This is a genomic window from Ensifer sp. ENS09, assembly GCF_014852425.1.
Classification (GTDB): Bacteria; Pseudomonadota; Alphaproteobacteria; order Rhizobiales; family Rhizobiaceae; genus Ensifer.
Genome location: NZ_JACVBP010000002.1, coordinates 684,719 through 698,991, shown reverse-complemented (window position 1 = coordinate 698,991; position 14,273 = coordinate 684,719). Strand labels below are relative to the sequence as shown.

The following is a 14,273-nucleotide window of genomic DNA, read 5'->3' as shown; positions in this document are numbered from 1 at the left end:
GACCTTCAGGTGAAAATGCCGGAGAGGATGAAATAAAGCACGGCCGACAGGGCCGCCGATGCCGGGACGGTGATGACCCAGGCGCCGATAATGGTGAGGAAATGCGAGCGGCGCACGAGCCGCCGGCGCCGAACTTCGGCGAAGTTCGTTTCGGCCGATTCCATGAAGTCGGCCTGTCCCGTTTTCTGCCGGACATATTCCAGGCGCCGCTTGGAATTGCGGATGTACCATTCGCGGAAGAAGCCGACGCCGAAAACAGCGCCGACGGCCGTGTGGGTCGAGCTGATCGGCAGGCCGAGCGCCGATGCCAGAAGCACGGTGACGGCGGTGGCAAGCGCGACGCAGAAGGCGCGCATCGGGTTGAGCTTGGTGATCTCCTGGCCGACGACGCGGATGAGCTTCGGGCCGTAGAGCAAAAGACCGATCGAAATGCCGAGCGCGCCGATCGCCAGTTCCCATAAGGGGGCAGGCGACTTGTCCGTGGTGACGACGCCGTCGAGCGCCGAGACGATCGCTGACAACGGCCCGATGGCGTTGGAGACGTCGTTGGCGCCGTGGGCGAAGGAGAGCAGCGCAGCGGCCACGATCAATGGCAGGCGGAAGAGCCGGCGCAGCGACTGGTTGCGGTTGTCGAGCCCTTCCGATTGCCTGACGATCCACGGCTTTGCCTGCAGATAGACCGCGAAACCCGCAACGACGCCGGCGGCAAGGCCCACGGGCATGCTGATCGCTGCCACCTGAACCAGGGCGATCACCGCGAGATAGGCCGTGAAGCAGCCGGCGGTCACGCCGAGGATGACCGGCATCCATTGCCTGGCCGCGGCGATCTTGTCCTCGCGGTAGATGATGAATTCCTTGAGGAAGGCGAGGAAGGCGGCGGCGATTGCGCCGCCGAGTAGCGGTGAGACCGACCAGCTGAGCGTAATGCCGGCAAGCGACCACCATTGCACGCTGGAGAAGCCGGCGGCCGCGATGCCGGCGCCGACGATGCCGCCGATGACCGAATGCGTGGTCGAAACCGGCGCTCCGGAATAGGTGGCGATGTTGATCCACGCCGCCGAGGAGGCGAGGGCCGCCATCATGATCCAGACGATCGTCTGCGCGCCGAGCACGTCTTCGCCGTAGACGATGCCGGCCTCGATCGTCAGCGAGACCTGCCGCCCGGCAAGCAGAGCCCCGGCGATTTCGAAGATGGCGGCGATGGTGAGTGCCGTTGCCATCGACATCGCCTTGGCGCCGACGGCCGCACCGACGTTGTTGGTCACGTCGTTGGCGCCGATGTTCATGGCCATATAGCCGGCGATGGCGGCAGCCGCGATGATGATCGGCGCGGTTGCTGAACTCGTCACGAAGCTCGCGGCAAAGGCCATGCTCAACAGCAGGAATAGCCCGGCGAGCGCGGGCGCCGCCAGGCTGCGCTTGACATGCTGCGAGGCTTCTTCGGCAAGGCTGAACTTGTCGAGGTCTTTATCGATCGTCTGTTTTGCGAGGTGCGTGCGCGGCTTGGCCACTGCCGGAAACTCCATTGTCACAACGGCCACTAAGGCCACTGCGACACGCATTCAAGTGGATTTGATGGACATCCGTGTGGCGCAGGCCGGGAACCCGCGTCGGGAGGCTTTGAATGTCCTCGGGGGACGGACGGAGAGATTAGCCGTTCACGGCCTTCGGCATCGGCGTTGACGCGCTCTCCATGCGCTCGCCGAAGGCGAGGATGAGATCTTTCAACGACGGTTCGGCAACCCGTGAGGCTGCTTCCTTGTAGTCGACCCATTCGAGCTGCCGGCGCCCTTCCTCGGGGAAGTGCTTGCAGAGGTCGTCGACTTCCAGCGCGTGGACCTGCACCTTGACCGAAATCTTCAGGCCGTGGTCCATGCGTTTCTGATAGAGATAGTACCCCGCGGTCGCCTTCTGCACATGCCCCTTGACGCCGGCCTCCTCGTAGGCTTCGCGCTCGGCCACTTCGTGGGCGCGCTTGCCCTGCATCGGCCATCCCTTGGGGATGACCCAGCGGCCCGTATCGCGGCTGGTGATCAGGAGGATTTCGAGGGCCTTGGTCTTCTTGCGGATCCGATAGCAGAGCGCGGCGTACTGCATGCGCGCCGGTCGACGCAGCATCAATTGGACATCGGATGCGAGCCTGTTCAAGAAGTTCAAGGTCGTCTGTGCTCCTCTCGGCGAATCAGTGATCTCAGTTGCTTTGCCGGCCAGTATGGCAGCGTCCTGTAGCGTGTAAATGTCGCGGTCATTCGGCAGCCGGATATGCCGCTTGCTTTCCGCAGAACTGTGGTCCGGATACGACAGGATATGGTGTTTTCGCGGCAAGTTTACAAACCGACCGACAGCCATACGTTGTCTTCCGATCACGATTGGTTGCGGGCTGGAACGGTCCGAGATCACAAGGGCGATCGGTTCCGCCCCGGGGAGGCAGCTGCGGAGGCGGAGCCGAGGGTGGCGTAGGGCCGATCCATCAGTTCGCGCGGTCGCGCTGCTGCATGCGCAGCCGGGCGATGCGGTTCCATTCTCCGGTGCGTTCCGCCTCGCGGGTGGCGGCGGCGACGAAGTCGATATGGTTCTGCGAAGCGGCTTTCGCCTTCACCGGATCCCTTGCCATGATCGCCTCGTAGATCGCTTCGTGCTGGACGAGAAGCCGGTCGCGTGCGCCCGGCGCATTGAACACCGAATTGCGATGGAAGAATATGCCCTGCTGCAGCAGGCGGTAGCAGGCGCGCAGCGTGTGCAGGAGGATGATATTGTGGGCGCTTTCGCCGATCGCCTGATGCAGTTCGATGTCGGCTTCGAGTTCGGCATCGAAATCGCCGGCGGCGTGCGCCTTGCGCATGCGCTCGATGATCCGTGTCAGGATGTCCCGGTCGTAATCGGTCGCGCGGGTCGCCGCCAGTTCCGCGGTCAGGCCCTCGAGCTCGCGCCGGTATTCGAGGTAGTCCTGGGTCGCCTTGTGATGGCGCGCGATGAGATCGATCAGCGGCCTGGAAAAGATCTGCCCGACGACGTCGGCGACGAAGGTGCCGCCGCCGTGGCGGCTTTCAACGAGGCCGCGCCCCTCCAGTTCCTTCAGCGCCTCGCGCAAGATCGGCCGCGAGACGTCGAAGCGCTTGGAGAGCTCCCGCTCGCCGGGCAAGCGGTCGCCGTCGCGCAATACACCCTCGAGGATCAGAAGTTCGATTTGCTGCACGACCTCGTCCGCCGTGCGGCTGTGGCTGATACGGGCGAAAAGGTCGCTCTGGTCTTCGGTCACGTCTGGTCTCCAGACCACGACGATTTCGGCCGGGTATCGTCCGAAATCGCGGATGGTCGGTTTGCAATGCGGCAAGGGCCGTGGAACGAGCGTCGATGCTCGGCGCTCCTCCCATCAGCGCCGCAATCTAGGCAGGTCGCGCAAAGTGGTCAATTTGATTGTCCACTTGGCTGTGTCCGATGGGATGCGACTGACAAAAGTCAAACTGCGGCAATGCGTCCTTTGTTCTTTTGCTCTTTCCGTTGATAAGGAAGTCGTGATGAATGCGTGAGGGGGACAAGGCGCTTCATGGCAAAGGGTAGTTTTGCATTTCCAGTGGCGCCGATGCGCGCCGTCGCCTTGGGCGAGGTTCATTCGCGCCCCTACGCGCTGGTGACCACGCCACGGGTGATCTTTCAGCTCGCCTTCCTGACGGATGGCGGCTCGATCGTCGATCATGCCGTTCTGTCGGAGCTGACGCGAGCGCGCGGTATCGCGCCGCCGGGACGTGACGCCAACCACCATGCCATGCCGTGGGGGCAGGGCACGTTGCGCTGGGAGCGGCATACGGAGTTTTCGACCTATTTCTGGGATGCGCCGGCGCCGGAGCAGTTCGGCGGCGAGGTGCCGATCCATCCCTTCGGCGACGGCTTTTCGCCGCCAGGCTCGCTGATCTCCGGAATCCGCCTGGAGATCCGGCCGGATACGCCCGAAACCCGCGAGGCGATCAAGCTCTTCGATCCGACGAGCCTCTGTTTTAGCGAGACCAAGAACGGCCAGGCGGTGATCGTGACCGACTTCCGCCAGAACGGCGACGGCCTGACGCAGATCCTGGTGATCGATTGCGGCATGACCGAAGCCGGCACCGGCGCGCTCGTCCAACGCCTGCTCGATATCGAGACCTACCGCACGCTGGCGATGATGGGCCTGCCGCTTGCGCAGGCGCTCTCGCCGGAAATCCGCCGGACCGAGGACGGATTGACGGCGATAACGCAGCGCATGAAGGAAAACGTGCGCGAAGAGGCCGACGACATGCTGGCCGAGATCACCCGGCTCGCGGCCGATCTCGAGGCCGGTGCCGCGCTCAGCCTCTATCGCTTCGGCGCCAGCCGCGCCTATTACGGCATCGTTCAGGAGCGCATCCGCACGCTCGCCGAAACACCCGTGCCGGGCTACGAGACCGTCGGCACCTTCCTCGAGCGCCGGCTCGCGCCGGCGATGCGCACCTGCCAGTCGGTCGAGGAGCGTCAGGCCAACCTGTCGCGCAAGCTCGCCCGCGCGACAGCGCTGCTTCGAAGCTGGGTCGATGTCGAGCTGGAGCGGCAGAACAGCGCGCTTTTGAACTCGATGGACCGGCGCGCCAGACTGCAGTTGCGCCTGCAGCAGACGGTCGAAGGTCTGTCGGTTGCCGCCATTTCCTATTACGTCGTCGGGCTGTTCGGCTATCTCGCCAAGGCGGTCAGCCACGAACTGCCGATCGATCCCGGTCTGCTGACCGGGCTTGCCGTGCCCTTCGCTGTCGCCGGCGTCTGGTTGATCGTGCGCCGCATCCGGCGGCACCACGAGGACAGCGAGCACAAGTAAGCAATTCCAGCAAAAGTGCGCAGCGGTTTTGCGTCCGGAATTGCGAGAGGCAGGCAATTCCAGCAAAAGTGCGCAGCGGTTTTGCGTCCGGAATTGCGGAAAACAAAAAAAGCCAGCCCGGTCCGGCTACTGTTCCCAGTAGGGGATCGGTCCGTAGAGTTCGGCGAGATAGTCGATGAACAGGCGCACCTTGGCCGGCAGGAACTGCCGGCTCGGGTAGACTGCCGAGAGCGTCAGCTGCTTCGAGCCTTCCCATTGCGGCAATACCTGCACCAGCTGGCCGCTGCGCAATTCCGGGCCGATATCCCAGGTCGAGCGCAGTGCAATGCCGGCGCCGGCGATGACGGCGGCGCGCACGATCTCCGAGGAGTTGGTGACGAGCGGCCCTTCCGGGTGCCAGACCAGCGCGCCCTCGGGCCCTTCGAGTTTCCAGTTGTCGTTGTTGTGCGCCGGCAGGCAGAGATGGCTGGCGAGGTCGCCGATCTCTTTCGGTGCGCCATTGCGGGCGATGTAGTCCGGCGAGGCGCAGAGCAGGCGGCGCACGGGGGCAAGCTTGCGGGCGACCAGCGACGAATCCACCAGTTCGCCGATCCGAACCGCCATGTCGAAGCCTTCCGCGACGATGTCGGTGAATTCGTCCGTCAGCACGATATGCAGCTTCAGATCCGGGTGGTCCTTCATGAACGTCGTCAGATGCGGCGCGATGTGCATGCGGCCGAAGGAAGTGGGCGCCGATATCCGCAGCACCCCGAGCGCATGCGACGAGCGGCCCGAGGCGTAGGCTTCAGCCTCCTCGATGCCGGTCAGGATGCCGAGCACCCGGTCGTAAAACCCCTGGCCGGCTTCCGTCAGCGAAATCTGGCGTGTCGTGCGCTGCAGCAGGCGCGTTCCGAGCCGGTCTTCGAGTCTCTTGATGCGCTTGGAGATCACAGCTGGGGAAAACCCCAGCGCCCGCCCCGCTGCCGACATACTGCCGGTGGAAACGACCCGTGCAAAAATCTCAAGATCGCCTAAATTCGTCATCAATCGTTGCCATTGTTTCCAAAACGGAAAAGCTCAATAGCATTTGCGAGGCCTCTGTCCTAGTGGTAAAGAAAATGAACCAATCGATACGCGGCGGGAGGAGCTGATGGCGGAGACAATCGGTTTTCTGCAGCCGAAACCAGAGGTTATCGCCCGGCGTCGCGAGATTGTCGCCGACCTCTCGGACCTCTTGCCCGAGGGCTGTCTGATCAGCGACGAGCGCGGACTGAAGCCGTTCGAGACCGATGCCTTCATCGCCTATCGCCGCATGCCGCTGGCGGTCGCCTTGCCGGAAACCACCGAACAGGTGGCGGCTCTTCTGAAATATTGCAGCCGCTACGGCGTTCCGGTCGTGCCGCGCGGTGCCGGCACCTCGCTTTCGGGCGGCGCCATCCCGCAGGAGGATGCGGTCGTCATCGGCCTCTCGAAGATGTCGCGCATCCTCGATGTCGATCTCTTCAACCGCACGGCGACCGTTCAGGCGGGCGTCACCAACCTCAACATTTCCGAGGCGGTTTCCGCTGACGGCTTCTTCTATGCGCCCGATCCGAGCTCGCAGCTCGCCTGCACGATCGGCGGCAATATCGGCATGAACTCCGGCGGCGCCCATTGCCTGAAATATGGCGTCACCACCAACAATCTGCTCGGCGTGAAGATGGTGCTGTTCGATGGCACCGTCGTCGAACTCGGCGGCAAGGCGCTGGATGCGGCGGGCTACGATCTGCTCGGCCTCGTCTGCGGCTCGGAAGGCCAGCTCGGCATCGTCACCGAGGCGACGGTGCGGCTGATCGCCAAGCCGGAGGGAGCCCGCCCGGTGCTCTTCGGCTTCTCGTCTTCGGAAGCGGCCGGTGCCTGCGTCGCCGACGTCATCGGTTCCGGCATCATCCCGGTCGCCATCGAGTTCATGGACAAGCCGGCGATCGAGATCTGCGAAGCCTTCGCCCATGCCGGCTACCCGCTCGATGTCGAGGCGCTTTTAATCGTCGAGGTGGAAGGCTCCGAGCCGGAGATGGATGCCGTGCTCGCAAGCATCGTCGCCGTTGCGCGCCGCCACGGGGTTGCGACCATCAAGGAATGCCAGTCGGCCATGGAAGCGGCCGCGATCTGGAAGGGCCGGAAATCCGCCTTCGGCGCCACCGGCCGCATCGCCGACTATATCTGCATGGATGGCACCGTGCCGCTCAGCCAGCTGTCGCATGTGCTCGCCCGCACCGGCGAGATCGTTGCAAGCTATGGCCTGCGCGTCGCCAATGTCTTCCACGCCGGCGACGGCAACATGCATCCGCTGATCCTCTACAACATCAACGATCCGGAGGATGCGGCGCGCGCCGAAGCCGCCGGTAACGATATCCTGAAGCTTTGCGTCGATGCGGGCGGCTGCCTGACGGGCGAGCACGGCGTCGGTATCGAAAAGCGGGATCTCATGCTGCACCAGTATAACCAGATTGACCTCGATCAGCAGATGGCGGCGCGCGCCGCCTTCGATCCGCAATGGATCCTGAACCCGTCTAAGGTCTTCCCGCTTAAAGGACGTCCCGCCGCATGATCGTGCATTTCGAACCGGCCAGCGAAGAGGGAATTGCGACGGTCGTTCGCGCCATGGCGGCGGACAAGGCGTCGCTCGCGGTAATCGGCGGCAACACGCGCTCCGGCCTCGGCAATCCGGTGCGCGCCGACCGGGTGCTGTCGACCCGCCGTTTGTCCGGCATCGTCAGCTACAACCCGGCCGAAATGACGATCACCGCGCTTGCCGGAACGCCGTCGCGCGAGATCAACGAGGCGCTCGCCGAAAACCGGCAGATGCTCGCTTTCGAACCGATGGATCACCGGCCGATCTTTGCCTCCTCGGGGGAGCCGACGATCGGTGGGGTCTTTGCCGCCAATGCGTCCGGTCCCAGGCGCTATGTCGCCGGTGCGGCCCGCGACAGCCTGCTCGGCATTCGCTTCGTTAACGGCGAGGGTGAGGCGATCAAGGCCGGCGGACGGGTGATGAAGAACGTCACCGGCCTCGATCTGGTCAAGCTTCTGGCCGGCTCGCACGGCACGCTCGGCATCCTCACCGAAGTCACCTTCCGCGTCCTGCCGCTGCCGCCGGCGTCGCAGACCATCGTCGTCTCCGGGCTGAACGATGCGGAGGCCGCGGCGGTCATGGCCGAGGCGATGGCGCAGACGACAGAGGTTTCCGGCGCGGCGCATCTGCCGGAGAGCGTGCGCGGACGGTTCCTGGATGGCAGCCTTCCGGATGGTGCGGCCACCGTGCTCAGGCTCGAAGGGCTGGAGGCATCTGTCGCGATCAGGGCCGAAAAGTTGACGAAGGCGGTTGCTCGCTTCGGCGCAGTGACGCGGCTCGATTCATCGCAGACAGCAAAGCTCTGGGTCGAGATCCGCGACGTCAAACCCTATGCCGACGGTACCAGGAGGCCGCTCTGGCGCGTGTCCGTCGCCCCGTCGCTCGGCCATCAACTGGTAGCAGCACTGCGGCTGCAGACCGGCGTCGACGCTTTCTACGACTGGCAGGGCGGTCTCGTATGGTTGCGCATGGAGGCCGATCCCGAGGCGGAACTGGTGCGCCGTTACATCAAGGTTCTCGGTGGCGGCCACGCGACCCTCGTCAGGGCCGATGACAGCTACCGTCAGGCCGTTTCATCGTTTGAACCGCAACCCTTGCCCGTGGCACAGTTGAGCGAGCGCGTGCGCGCGAAGTTCGACCCGCACCGGATCTTCAATCCCGGCCGCATGGCCGCGATTTCCTGAGCGCTTTCGCAAGGGAACAGGAGAGACAAGAATGAGCGATAATGGTCCGCAGACACCGTTCTCCCGGGAGACCGATCGCTGGCTGGAGCCGGGCAAGATCAATGTCCAGGTGATCTATGTCCTCTATCTCGTCGGGTTTGCGGTGGGCATCACGCCGATCATCGGCGTCGTCATGGCCTATCTCAACCGCGGCAAGGGCGCGCCCTGGGTCCAGACGCACTATGTCTGGGCAATCCGGACCTTCTGGATATCGCTGCTGTTCCTGTTGATCTCGTTGTTGCTGACAGTGGTGCTTGTCGGCATCCTCGGCTTCATCGCCACCGCCGTCTGGATCGTCGTGCGCTGCGTCGTCGGCTTGCAAAGGGCCGCGCGCGAAGAGCCGATTACCAATCCCGAGGGCTGGATGGTTTAGGCCGGCATGCAACCGGGGACCGGCCAAGTCGACGGAAGCTGAAATCAGAATGTTGCAATCGACCGCGGCGCCAAGCGCCCGGTTCCGCAGGACGAAGAGTGGAGTTCGCACTTGCAGACCAATTTTACCGCCGCGCAGCTCGCCGATCCGCACGTGGCCGAATCCGAGGCCATTCTGCGCAAGTGCGTGCATTGCGGTTTCTGCACCGCGACCTGTCCGACCTATGTGACGCTCGGCGACGAGCTCGATAGCCCGCGTGGGCGCATCTATCTCATTAAGGACATGCTGGAAAACGGCCGGGCGGCCGACAAGGAAACGGTCACCCATATCGACCGCTGTCTGTCTTGCCTCGCCTGCACCACCACCTGTCCCTCGGGCGTCGACTACATGCACCTCGTCGACCATGCGCGCGTGCATATCGAAAACACCTATCGGCGCCCGTTCAAGGATCGGCTGGCGCGTACCGTGCTTGCGGCCGTCCTGCCCTATCCCCAGCGCTTCCGGCTGTCGCTGAAGGCAGCCTGCCTCGCCCGGCCGCTCGCCGGCCTGATGAAGCGCGTCGCCTTCTTGAAGACCTTCGGGGTGATGCTCGACCTGGCGCCGGCGGCGGTGCCGGAGCCCTCGGCATCGGCGACGCCCGGCGTTCATGCGCCCAAGGACAAGCGTGTCGGCCGCGTGGCGCTTCTGTCCGGCTGCGCCCAGCCGGTGCTGAAACCGGAGATCAACGAGGCGACGATCCGGCTGCTGACGCGGTTCGGCGTCGAGGTGGTCGTTTCGGCCGGCGAAGGTTGCTGCGGCGCGCTGGTGCATCACATGGGCCGGGAAAACCAGGCGCTCGACGCCGCGCGCCGCAACGTCGATACCTGGCTCAAGGTCGCCGACGAGGGCGGGCTCGATGCCATCGTCATAACCGCTTCGGGCTGCGGAACGACGATCAAGGACTACGGCCACATGCTGCGGCTCGATTCTGTCTATGCTGAGAAGGCCGCCCGGGTCTCGGCACTGGCGAAAGACATCACTGAATACCTGGCGACCCTCGACCTGCCGGAGCAGGAGGCGCGCGGCATGACGCTCGCCTATCATTCCGCCTGCTCGATGCAGCACGGGCAGAAGATCACGCTTGCGCCGAAGCAGCTTCTGAAGCGCGCTGGGTTCGCCGTGCGCGATCCGGCCGAGGGCCATCTCTGTTGCGGTTCGGCCGGCACCTACAACATCCTGCAGCCGGAAATCTCGGCGAAGCTGAAGGCGCGCAAGGTCAAGAATATCGAGGCGACGAAGCCGGACGCGATTGCGACCGGCAACATCGGTTGCATCACCCAGATTGCCAGCGGCACGAAAATCCCCATCCTGCATACGGTCGAATTGCTCGACTGGGCCTATGGCGGGGCGAAGCCTCAAGGGCTCTGAGACAAAGAAAAAGGCCGGCACCTTTCGGGAGCCGGCCTTTTTTTGGTGGATGTCTCGGCGTTCTCAGCCGCCAAAGATCTGGCGGAAGATATCGACGCCGCGATCGTCGAAATAGGTGTCGCCGGCCTTGCTGCCGGGGCCGATGACGATGACCTTGGTGCCGACGTCGGCGCGGTCGTAGAGATGTTCCACGTCCTCGTTCATCATGCGGATGCAGCCGGACGACATGTTCTGGCCGATGGTCCAGGGCTGGTTGGTGCCGTGGATACGGAAGATCGTGTCGCGGCCGCCCTTGTAGAGATACATGGCGCGGGCGCCGAGCGGGTTGTCGATGCCGCCCTCCTGGGTGATCGGCAGAATGCGGCCCTTGGCGGCTTCGCGGCGGCGCATTTCCGCCGGCGGCGTCCAGGTCGGCCATTCGGCCTTGCGGCCAACCTTCACCACACCCGACCAGCCGAAGCCGTCACGGCCGACGCCGATGCCATAGCGCGTCGCGCGGTTCGGGCCGTCGATGTAATAGAGAAACTTGTTGTTGGTATCGACGATGATGGTGCCGGGGGCTTCATCGGTGCGGAAGCGAACCTTGGTGCGCCAGTATTGTTTTGCCGGCTTCTTCGGAGTGGCCACGAGTACAACGTCTGACGACTTGACCTTGGGGCCTGCTACGGGCGCCGGCGTGAAAGCCGAGGCGCTGGCGGCCACAAGAATAGTGCTGGTCGCAATCGCGATTGCGACCACTTTGCTGGCATGACGCTTCATTTACGATTCCCTCTAAACCCTCGTTGCAGGCAGGCTATGCAAAATGCATCGAAGTTCAAGCGCGCGATACATCCGGTAGGTCAAACGTGATCACAAAACTTGCCTGTCCTCATGCCGCTGTTGCCTGAATATCACGCATCGGCAACAGCAACACGGGTGAGGAGAGGGGAATATTCTATGCTGTGCTGCAATTAAATGACGATAACCTTCGTGCCGACTTTGACGCGCTCGTAAAGGTCGACGACGTCTTCGTTACGCATGCGGATGCAGCCGGAGGAAACAGCATAGCCGATCGTCCAGGGCGCGTTGGTGCCGTGAATGCGGTAGAGCGTCGAGCCGAGATACATGGCGCGGGCGCCGAGCGGGTTTTCCGGACCGCCATCCATGCGCGCCGGCAGGTAGTGACCCTTGGCCGCCTCGCGGGAAATCATCTCCTGCGGCGGCGTCCAGCTCGGCCATTCCGCCTTGCGGGTGACCTTGTGGGCGCCCGCCCATTCGAAGCCGGGCTTGCCGACACCGACGCCATAGCGCCGTGCCTCGCCGTTGCCGGTCACCAGATAGAGGAAGCGGTTGTTGGTATCGATGACGATTGTGCCCGGCTTTTCCTTGCTCTCAAAGGCAACCGTCTGCGGCAGGTATTGCGGGTCGAACTTCGATTTCACCGGCCGCTGGGCGCGAGTGGCGTTGGCCGGCTGAAGCAGCGGATTGACGACGCGGCGCTTGACCTGAGGCTGCGCGGCCTGTCCCTGCTGATAGTATTGTTTTCGGGTGGCCTGCGGAATCTGCTGCCGGTAGATCACCTGCCGCGCCCGGGGCTGCTGCCCGCCGAGCTGCATCACCCAGGGGGCGGTAAGATCAGGGCTGACGACGACAGGCGGCCTGTTCTGATACCGGTCCTGTGCCGCGGCCGGGCCGGCGACCAGTGTCAGAAGAGAGGCGGCTATAAGAAGAGACTTTTTCAACATCGGACGGACTCGCTACCTTTCGCCGAAAATCACTGAAGGGGGCGCAGTCTGCCCGAGAGCGGAATGCTCGAACGGACGGGTTGCGCCTTGGCAATGGGGGCGATCGTGTCATTTGGAGGGCGACCGAATGGTAAACGGTACCTCGTTAAAAGGCGAAGGCGCCGATAAAGCTTTGGGTAGGGTTATCCGCGGCTTTAGGAATCTGGTTTGCAAATGGTAAAGGCATAAAAATGAGCAGGATGGAGCAAAGAGGGCGATGACGGCCAAGGGCATTGTGATCGGTGAGGACGGATTTCTGCGCTGTGCCTGGCAGGGTAATCTCGACGATTATCGTCGCTACCATGACGAGGAATGGGGGCGCCCGGTCACCGATGACCGCCGCCTGTTCGAGAAAATCTGTCTGGAAGGTTTCCAGTCCGGCCTGTCGTGGCTGACGATCCTGCGCAAGCGCGAGGCGTTCCGCGCCGCCTTTGCCGGTTTCGATTTCGACGCGGTCGCGAATTTCGGCGATGCGGAAATCGAGCGTTGCCTTGCCGATACCGGCATCGTGCGTCATCGCGGCAAGATTGTCTCGACCATCAACAATGCGCGCCGCGCTCAGGAGCTGAGGCACGAGTTCGGGTCGTTGGCCGCCTATTTCTGGTCGTTTGAGCCGCAGGCGGCCGAGCGTCCGCAGGTGGTGACCTATGAGGCGATCGTCGCCAATCCGACGACCCCGACCTCGACCCGCATCTCCAAGGATCTGAAAAAGCGCGGCTGGACCTTCGTCGGCCCGACGACGATCTACGCTTTCATGCAGGCCATGGGCCTCGTCAACGACCACATCGAAGGCTGTCATTGCCGCACGGTCGTCGAGGAGCTGCGCGGCAAGCTTGCAAGGCCCCGGGCTCGCGTCGCCTGACGCGTGCGCCCGTCGTCCGTTTGGCGACTGGTTTTTGCCGATGGCAGTGGGATTGCGGGATCAGCCGTCGTTTTTGGCGAGCCACGCCTTCATCGTCTTGATCTCGCCTTCCTGCGCCTTGATGACCTCTTCGGCGAGCTTGCGCAGCGTTTCGTCCTTGCCGTATTCGAGTTCGACCTTCGCCATGTCGATCGCGCCTTGGTGATGGGCGATCATGCCGCGCACGAAGTCGACATCCGCCTTGCCGGTATAGGTGATGTCCATGTCCTTGTGCATGCGGGCATTGGCTTCGGCGAAGGCCTTGCTCGAAGGCGAACTGTCGCCCTTCGGCACCGCGGCTTCGGTCGCGCCATGGTGCATGTTGCCGTGTCCGGACTCCTCGGCCAGCGCGGGAAAGCCGAGGCAGGCGGAAAGCGCGAAGGCGGCGATCAGCGGTTTCAGCGACATGGTGTTTCCTTCCTTATCTGATGTCCCGCGCCAAGAGACCGGCCGTGGCCGGCATCCTGGCACTCCATCAATCTAGGGAAGGGGTGTCTGCGGTTTCAACCCGTCCGTTCAGGCGTCAAGCGCCGGGCGCTCGCGTGGAAAGGCGAAAATGCCCTGCAGTGTGTTTTCACCGGTGGACGCGTCGAGCGACGACCGACCGACGCAGAAGAGCTGTGCCGCCTTCAAGTTTGGCAAGCGCACGAGTGCCGTGAAGCAGAATGAAGACGGCGATGCGGTTGCCTGTTCGAGAATATTGAGCACGGTCGCGCGATCCCGGTCGCCATAGGCGCGCACCAGGTCGACGATGCCGCAGGAGCGGGTGGAAGCGCCGAGCAGGGCGGCGGTTCGCTGGCCGAGGTGAAAGACGCCGCTGGCCAGATCGCAGCGCCATGTCTCGACGAAATAGTCGCTTTCATCGAGGTGGTCGATCCAGGCCAAGTGCGGCCCGAGATGCCCGGGTTGGATGGCTCCCGAGCCAGGTGTCATGAACCTCAACATGATGCCCTTCCTCTCGCCGCGTGGACGTGATGGCTCGTGCCAGAGACCGCCATGCCGCAAGGCGCTTCGATGCGTTGTTTGCCATTGAAGTGTTTCCCCGATGCAGTCATTGCAGCGAGAAGTCGTTTGTGGGTACTCGGCCCTTGGCCGCGAAGATAGCCGATCACCGGTGCGGTCGGAACGTCGTCGATCGGTCGGGCGATAAACTTTTAGTGATTGCATGCTGTCTAATGCGCCTTGTGGTTG

General features: G+C 63.5%; 14 protein-coding genes. 6 read left to right on the top strand and 8 right to left on the bottom strand.

Annotated elements, in window-relative coordinates:
* Window positions 1–5 precede the first annotated feature (5 nt).
* The 3 genes from IB267_RS11530 to IB267_RS11520 all read right to left on the bottom strand — a co-directional run bounded on the left by IB267_RS11530 (window position 6) and on the right by IB267_RS11520 (window position 3,259).
* Complete coding sequence (locus tag IB267_RS11530) at window positions 6–1,511, bottom strand: inorganic phosphate transporter (protein WP_192447715.1); 1,506 nt, start codon at window positions 1,509–1,511, stop codon at window positions 6–8.
* A 139-nt stretch (window positions 1,512–1,650) separates the two neighbouring features.
* Entirely contained in the window at window positions 1,651–2,157 is a 507-nt protein-coding gene (locus IB267_RS11525) for an NUDIX hydrolase (RefSeq protein ID WP_192447713.1), read from the bottom strand.
* Window positions 2,158–2,470: 313 nt separating this feature from the next.
* Window positions 2,471–3,259 (bottom strand): FadR/GntR family transcriptional regulator, encoded by a 789-nt coding sequence (locus IB267_RS11520; protein ID WP_192447711.1) that lies wholly within the window; start codon window positions 3,257–3,259, stop codon window positions 2,471–2,473.
* Between the two features lie 288 nt (window positions 3,260–3,547).
* On the opposite strand from IB267_RS11520, the gene IB267_RS11515 reads away from it, so the two are divergent.
* Window positions 3,548–4,822, top strand: coding sequence for a DUF3422 family protein (locus IB267_RS11515; RefSeq protein ID WP_192447709.1), 1,275 nt, complete (start codon window positions 3,548–3,550; stop codon window positions 4,820–4,822).
* A 126-nt stretch (window positions 4,823–4,948) separates the two neighbouring features.
* On the opposite strand, the gene IB267_RS11510 is transcribed toward IB267_RS11515, so the two are convergent.
* A complete protein-coding gene (locus IB267_RS11510; protein ID WP_043618328.1) occupies window positions 4,949–5,845 on the bottom strand; it encodes a LysR family transcriptional regulator in 897 nt (298 codons plus the stop codon).
* Between the two features lie 106 nt (window positions 5,846–5,951).
* Here IB267_RS11510 and IB267_RS11505 point away from each other — a divergent pair, with 106 nt between their 5' ends.
* The 4 genes from IB267_RS11505 to glcF all read left to right on the top strand — a co-directional run bounded on the left by IB267_RS11505 (window position 5,952) and on the right by glcF (window position 10,418).
* Window positions 5,952–7,391 (top strand): FAD-linked oxidase C-terminal domain-containing protein, encoded by a 1,440-nt coding sequence (locus tag IB267_RS11505; protein ID WP_192447707.1) that lies wholly within the window; start codon window positions 5,952–5,954, stop codon window positions 7,389–7,391.
* On the top strand, window positions 7,388–8,599 hold the full coding sequence (gene glcE, locus IB267_RS11500) for a glycolate oxidase subunit GlcE (protein WP_192447704.1): 1,212 nt from the start codon (window positions 7,388–7,390) through the stop codon (window positions 8,597–8,599). Before IB267_RS11505 ends, glcE begins: the two co-directional genes overlap by 4 nt.
* Before the next feature lie 31 nt (window positions 8,600–8,630).
* Complete coding sequence (locus IB267_RS11495; protein WP_043618337.1) at window positions 8,631–9,011, top strand: membrane protein; 381 nt, start codon at window positions 8,631–8,633, stop codon at window positions 9,009–9,011.
* Window positions 9,012–9,122: 111 nt separating this feature from the next.
* Complete coding sequence (gene glcF / locus IB267_RS11490) at window positions 9,123–10,418, top strand: glycolate oxidase subunit GlcF (protein ID WP_192447702.1); 1,296 nt, start codon at window positions 9,123–9,125, stop codon at window positions 10,416–10,418.
* Between the two features lie 63 nt (window positions 10,419–10,481).
* On the opposite strand, the gene IB267_RS11485 is transcribed toward glcF, so the two are convergent.
* Together IB267_RS11485 and IB267_RS11480 are read right to left on the bottom strand one after the other, a co-directional pair.
* Window positions 10,482–11,177 (bottom strand): L,D-transpeptidase, encoded by a 696-nt coding sequence (locus IB267_RS11485; RefSeq protein ID WP_192447699.1) that lies wholly within the window; start codon window positions 11,175–11,177, stop codon window positions 10,482–10,484.
* 191 nt (window positions 11,178–11,368) lie between these two features.
* Complete coding sequence (locus tag IB267_RS11480; protein ID WP_192447697.1) at window positions 11,369–12,142, bottom strand: L,D-transpeptidase; 774 nt, start codon at window positions 12,140–12,142, stop codon at window positions 11,369–11,371.
* Between the two features lie 256 nt (window positions 12,143–12,398).
* On the opposite strand from IB267_RS11480, the gene IB267_RS11475 reads away from it, so the two are divergent.
* Entirely contained in the window at window positions 12,399–13,043 is a 645-nt protein-coding gene (locus tag IB267_RS11475; RefSeq protein ID WP_192447695.1) for a DNA-3-methyladenine glycosylase I, read from the top strand.
* A gap of 60 nt (window positions 13,044–13,103) precedes the next feature.
* On the opposite strand, the gene IB267_RS11470 is transcribed toward IB267_RS11475, so the two are convergent.
* Together IB267_RS11470 and IB267_RS11465 are read right to left on the bottom strand one after the other, a co-directional pair.
* Window positions 13,104–13,490, bottom strand: a complete 387-nt coding sequence (locus IB267_RS11470; RefSeq protein WP_192447693.1) for a DUF305 domain-containing protein — start codon at window positions 13,488–13,490, stop codon at window positions 13,104–13,106.
* A gap of 108 nt (window positions 13,491–13,598) precedes the next feature.
* Window positions 13,599–14,027, bottom strand: a complete 429-nt coding sequence (locus IB267_RS11465; RefSeq protein ID WP_192447691.1) for a hypothetical protein — start codon at window positions 14,025–14,027, stop codon at window positions 13,599–13,601.
* Window positions 14,028–14,273 lie beyond the last annotated feature (246 nt).

Excerpts from the sequence above, each read along its gene's own strand:
- IB267_RS11470 (WP_192447693.1), bottom strand. The coding sequence starts at position 13,490 with ATGTCGCTGAAACCGCTGATCGCCGCCTTCGCGCTTTCCGCCTGCCTC.
- IB267_RS11475 (WP_192447695.1), top strand. The coding sequence starts at position 12,399 with ATGACGGCCAAGGGCATTGTGATCGGTGAGGACGGATTTCTGCGCTGT.
- IB267_RS11510 (WP_043618328.1), bottom strand. The coding sequence starts at position 5,845 with ATGACGAATTTAGGCGATCTTGAGATTTTTGCACGGGTCGTTTCCACC.
- IB267_RS11465 (WP_192447691.1), bottom strand. The coding sequence starts at position 14,027 with ATGTTGAGGTTCATGACACCTGGCTCGGGAGCCATCCAACCCGGGCAT.
- IB267_RS11505 (WP_192447707.1), top strand. The coding sequence starts at position 5,952 with ATGGCGGAGACAATCGGTTTTCTGCAGCCGAAACCAGAGGTTATCGCC.
- IB267_RS11485 (WP_192447699.1), bottom strand. The coding sequence starts at position 11,177 with ATGAAGCGTCATGCCAGCAAAGTGGTCGCAATCGCGATTGCGACCAGC.
- IB267_RS11480 (WP_192447697.1), bottom strand. The coding sequence starts at position 12,142 with ATGTTGAAAAAGTCTCTTCTTATAGCCGCCTCTCTTCTGACACTGGTC.
- glcE (WP_192447704.1), top strand. The coding sequence starts at position 7,388 with ATGATCGTGCATTTCGAACCGGCCAGCGAAGAGGGAATTGCGACGGTC.
- IB267_RS11495 (WP_043618337.1), top strand. The coding sequence starts at position 8,631 with ATGAGCGATAATGGTCCGCAGACACCGTTCTCCCGGGAGACCGATCGC.
- IB267_RS11515 (WP_192447709.1), top strand. The coding sequence starts at position 3,548 with ATGGCAAAGGGTAGTTTTGCATTTCCAGTGGCGCCGATGCGCGCCGTC.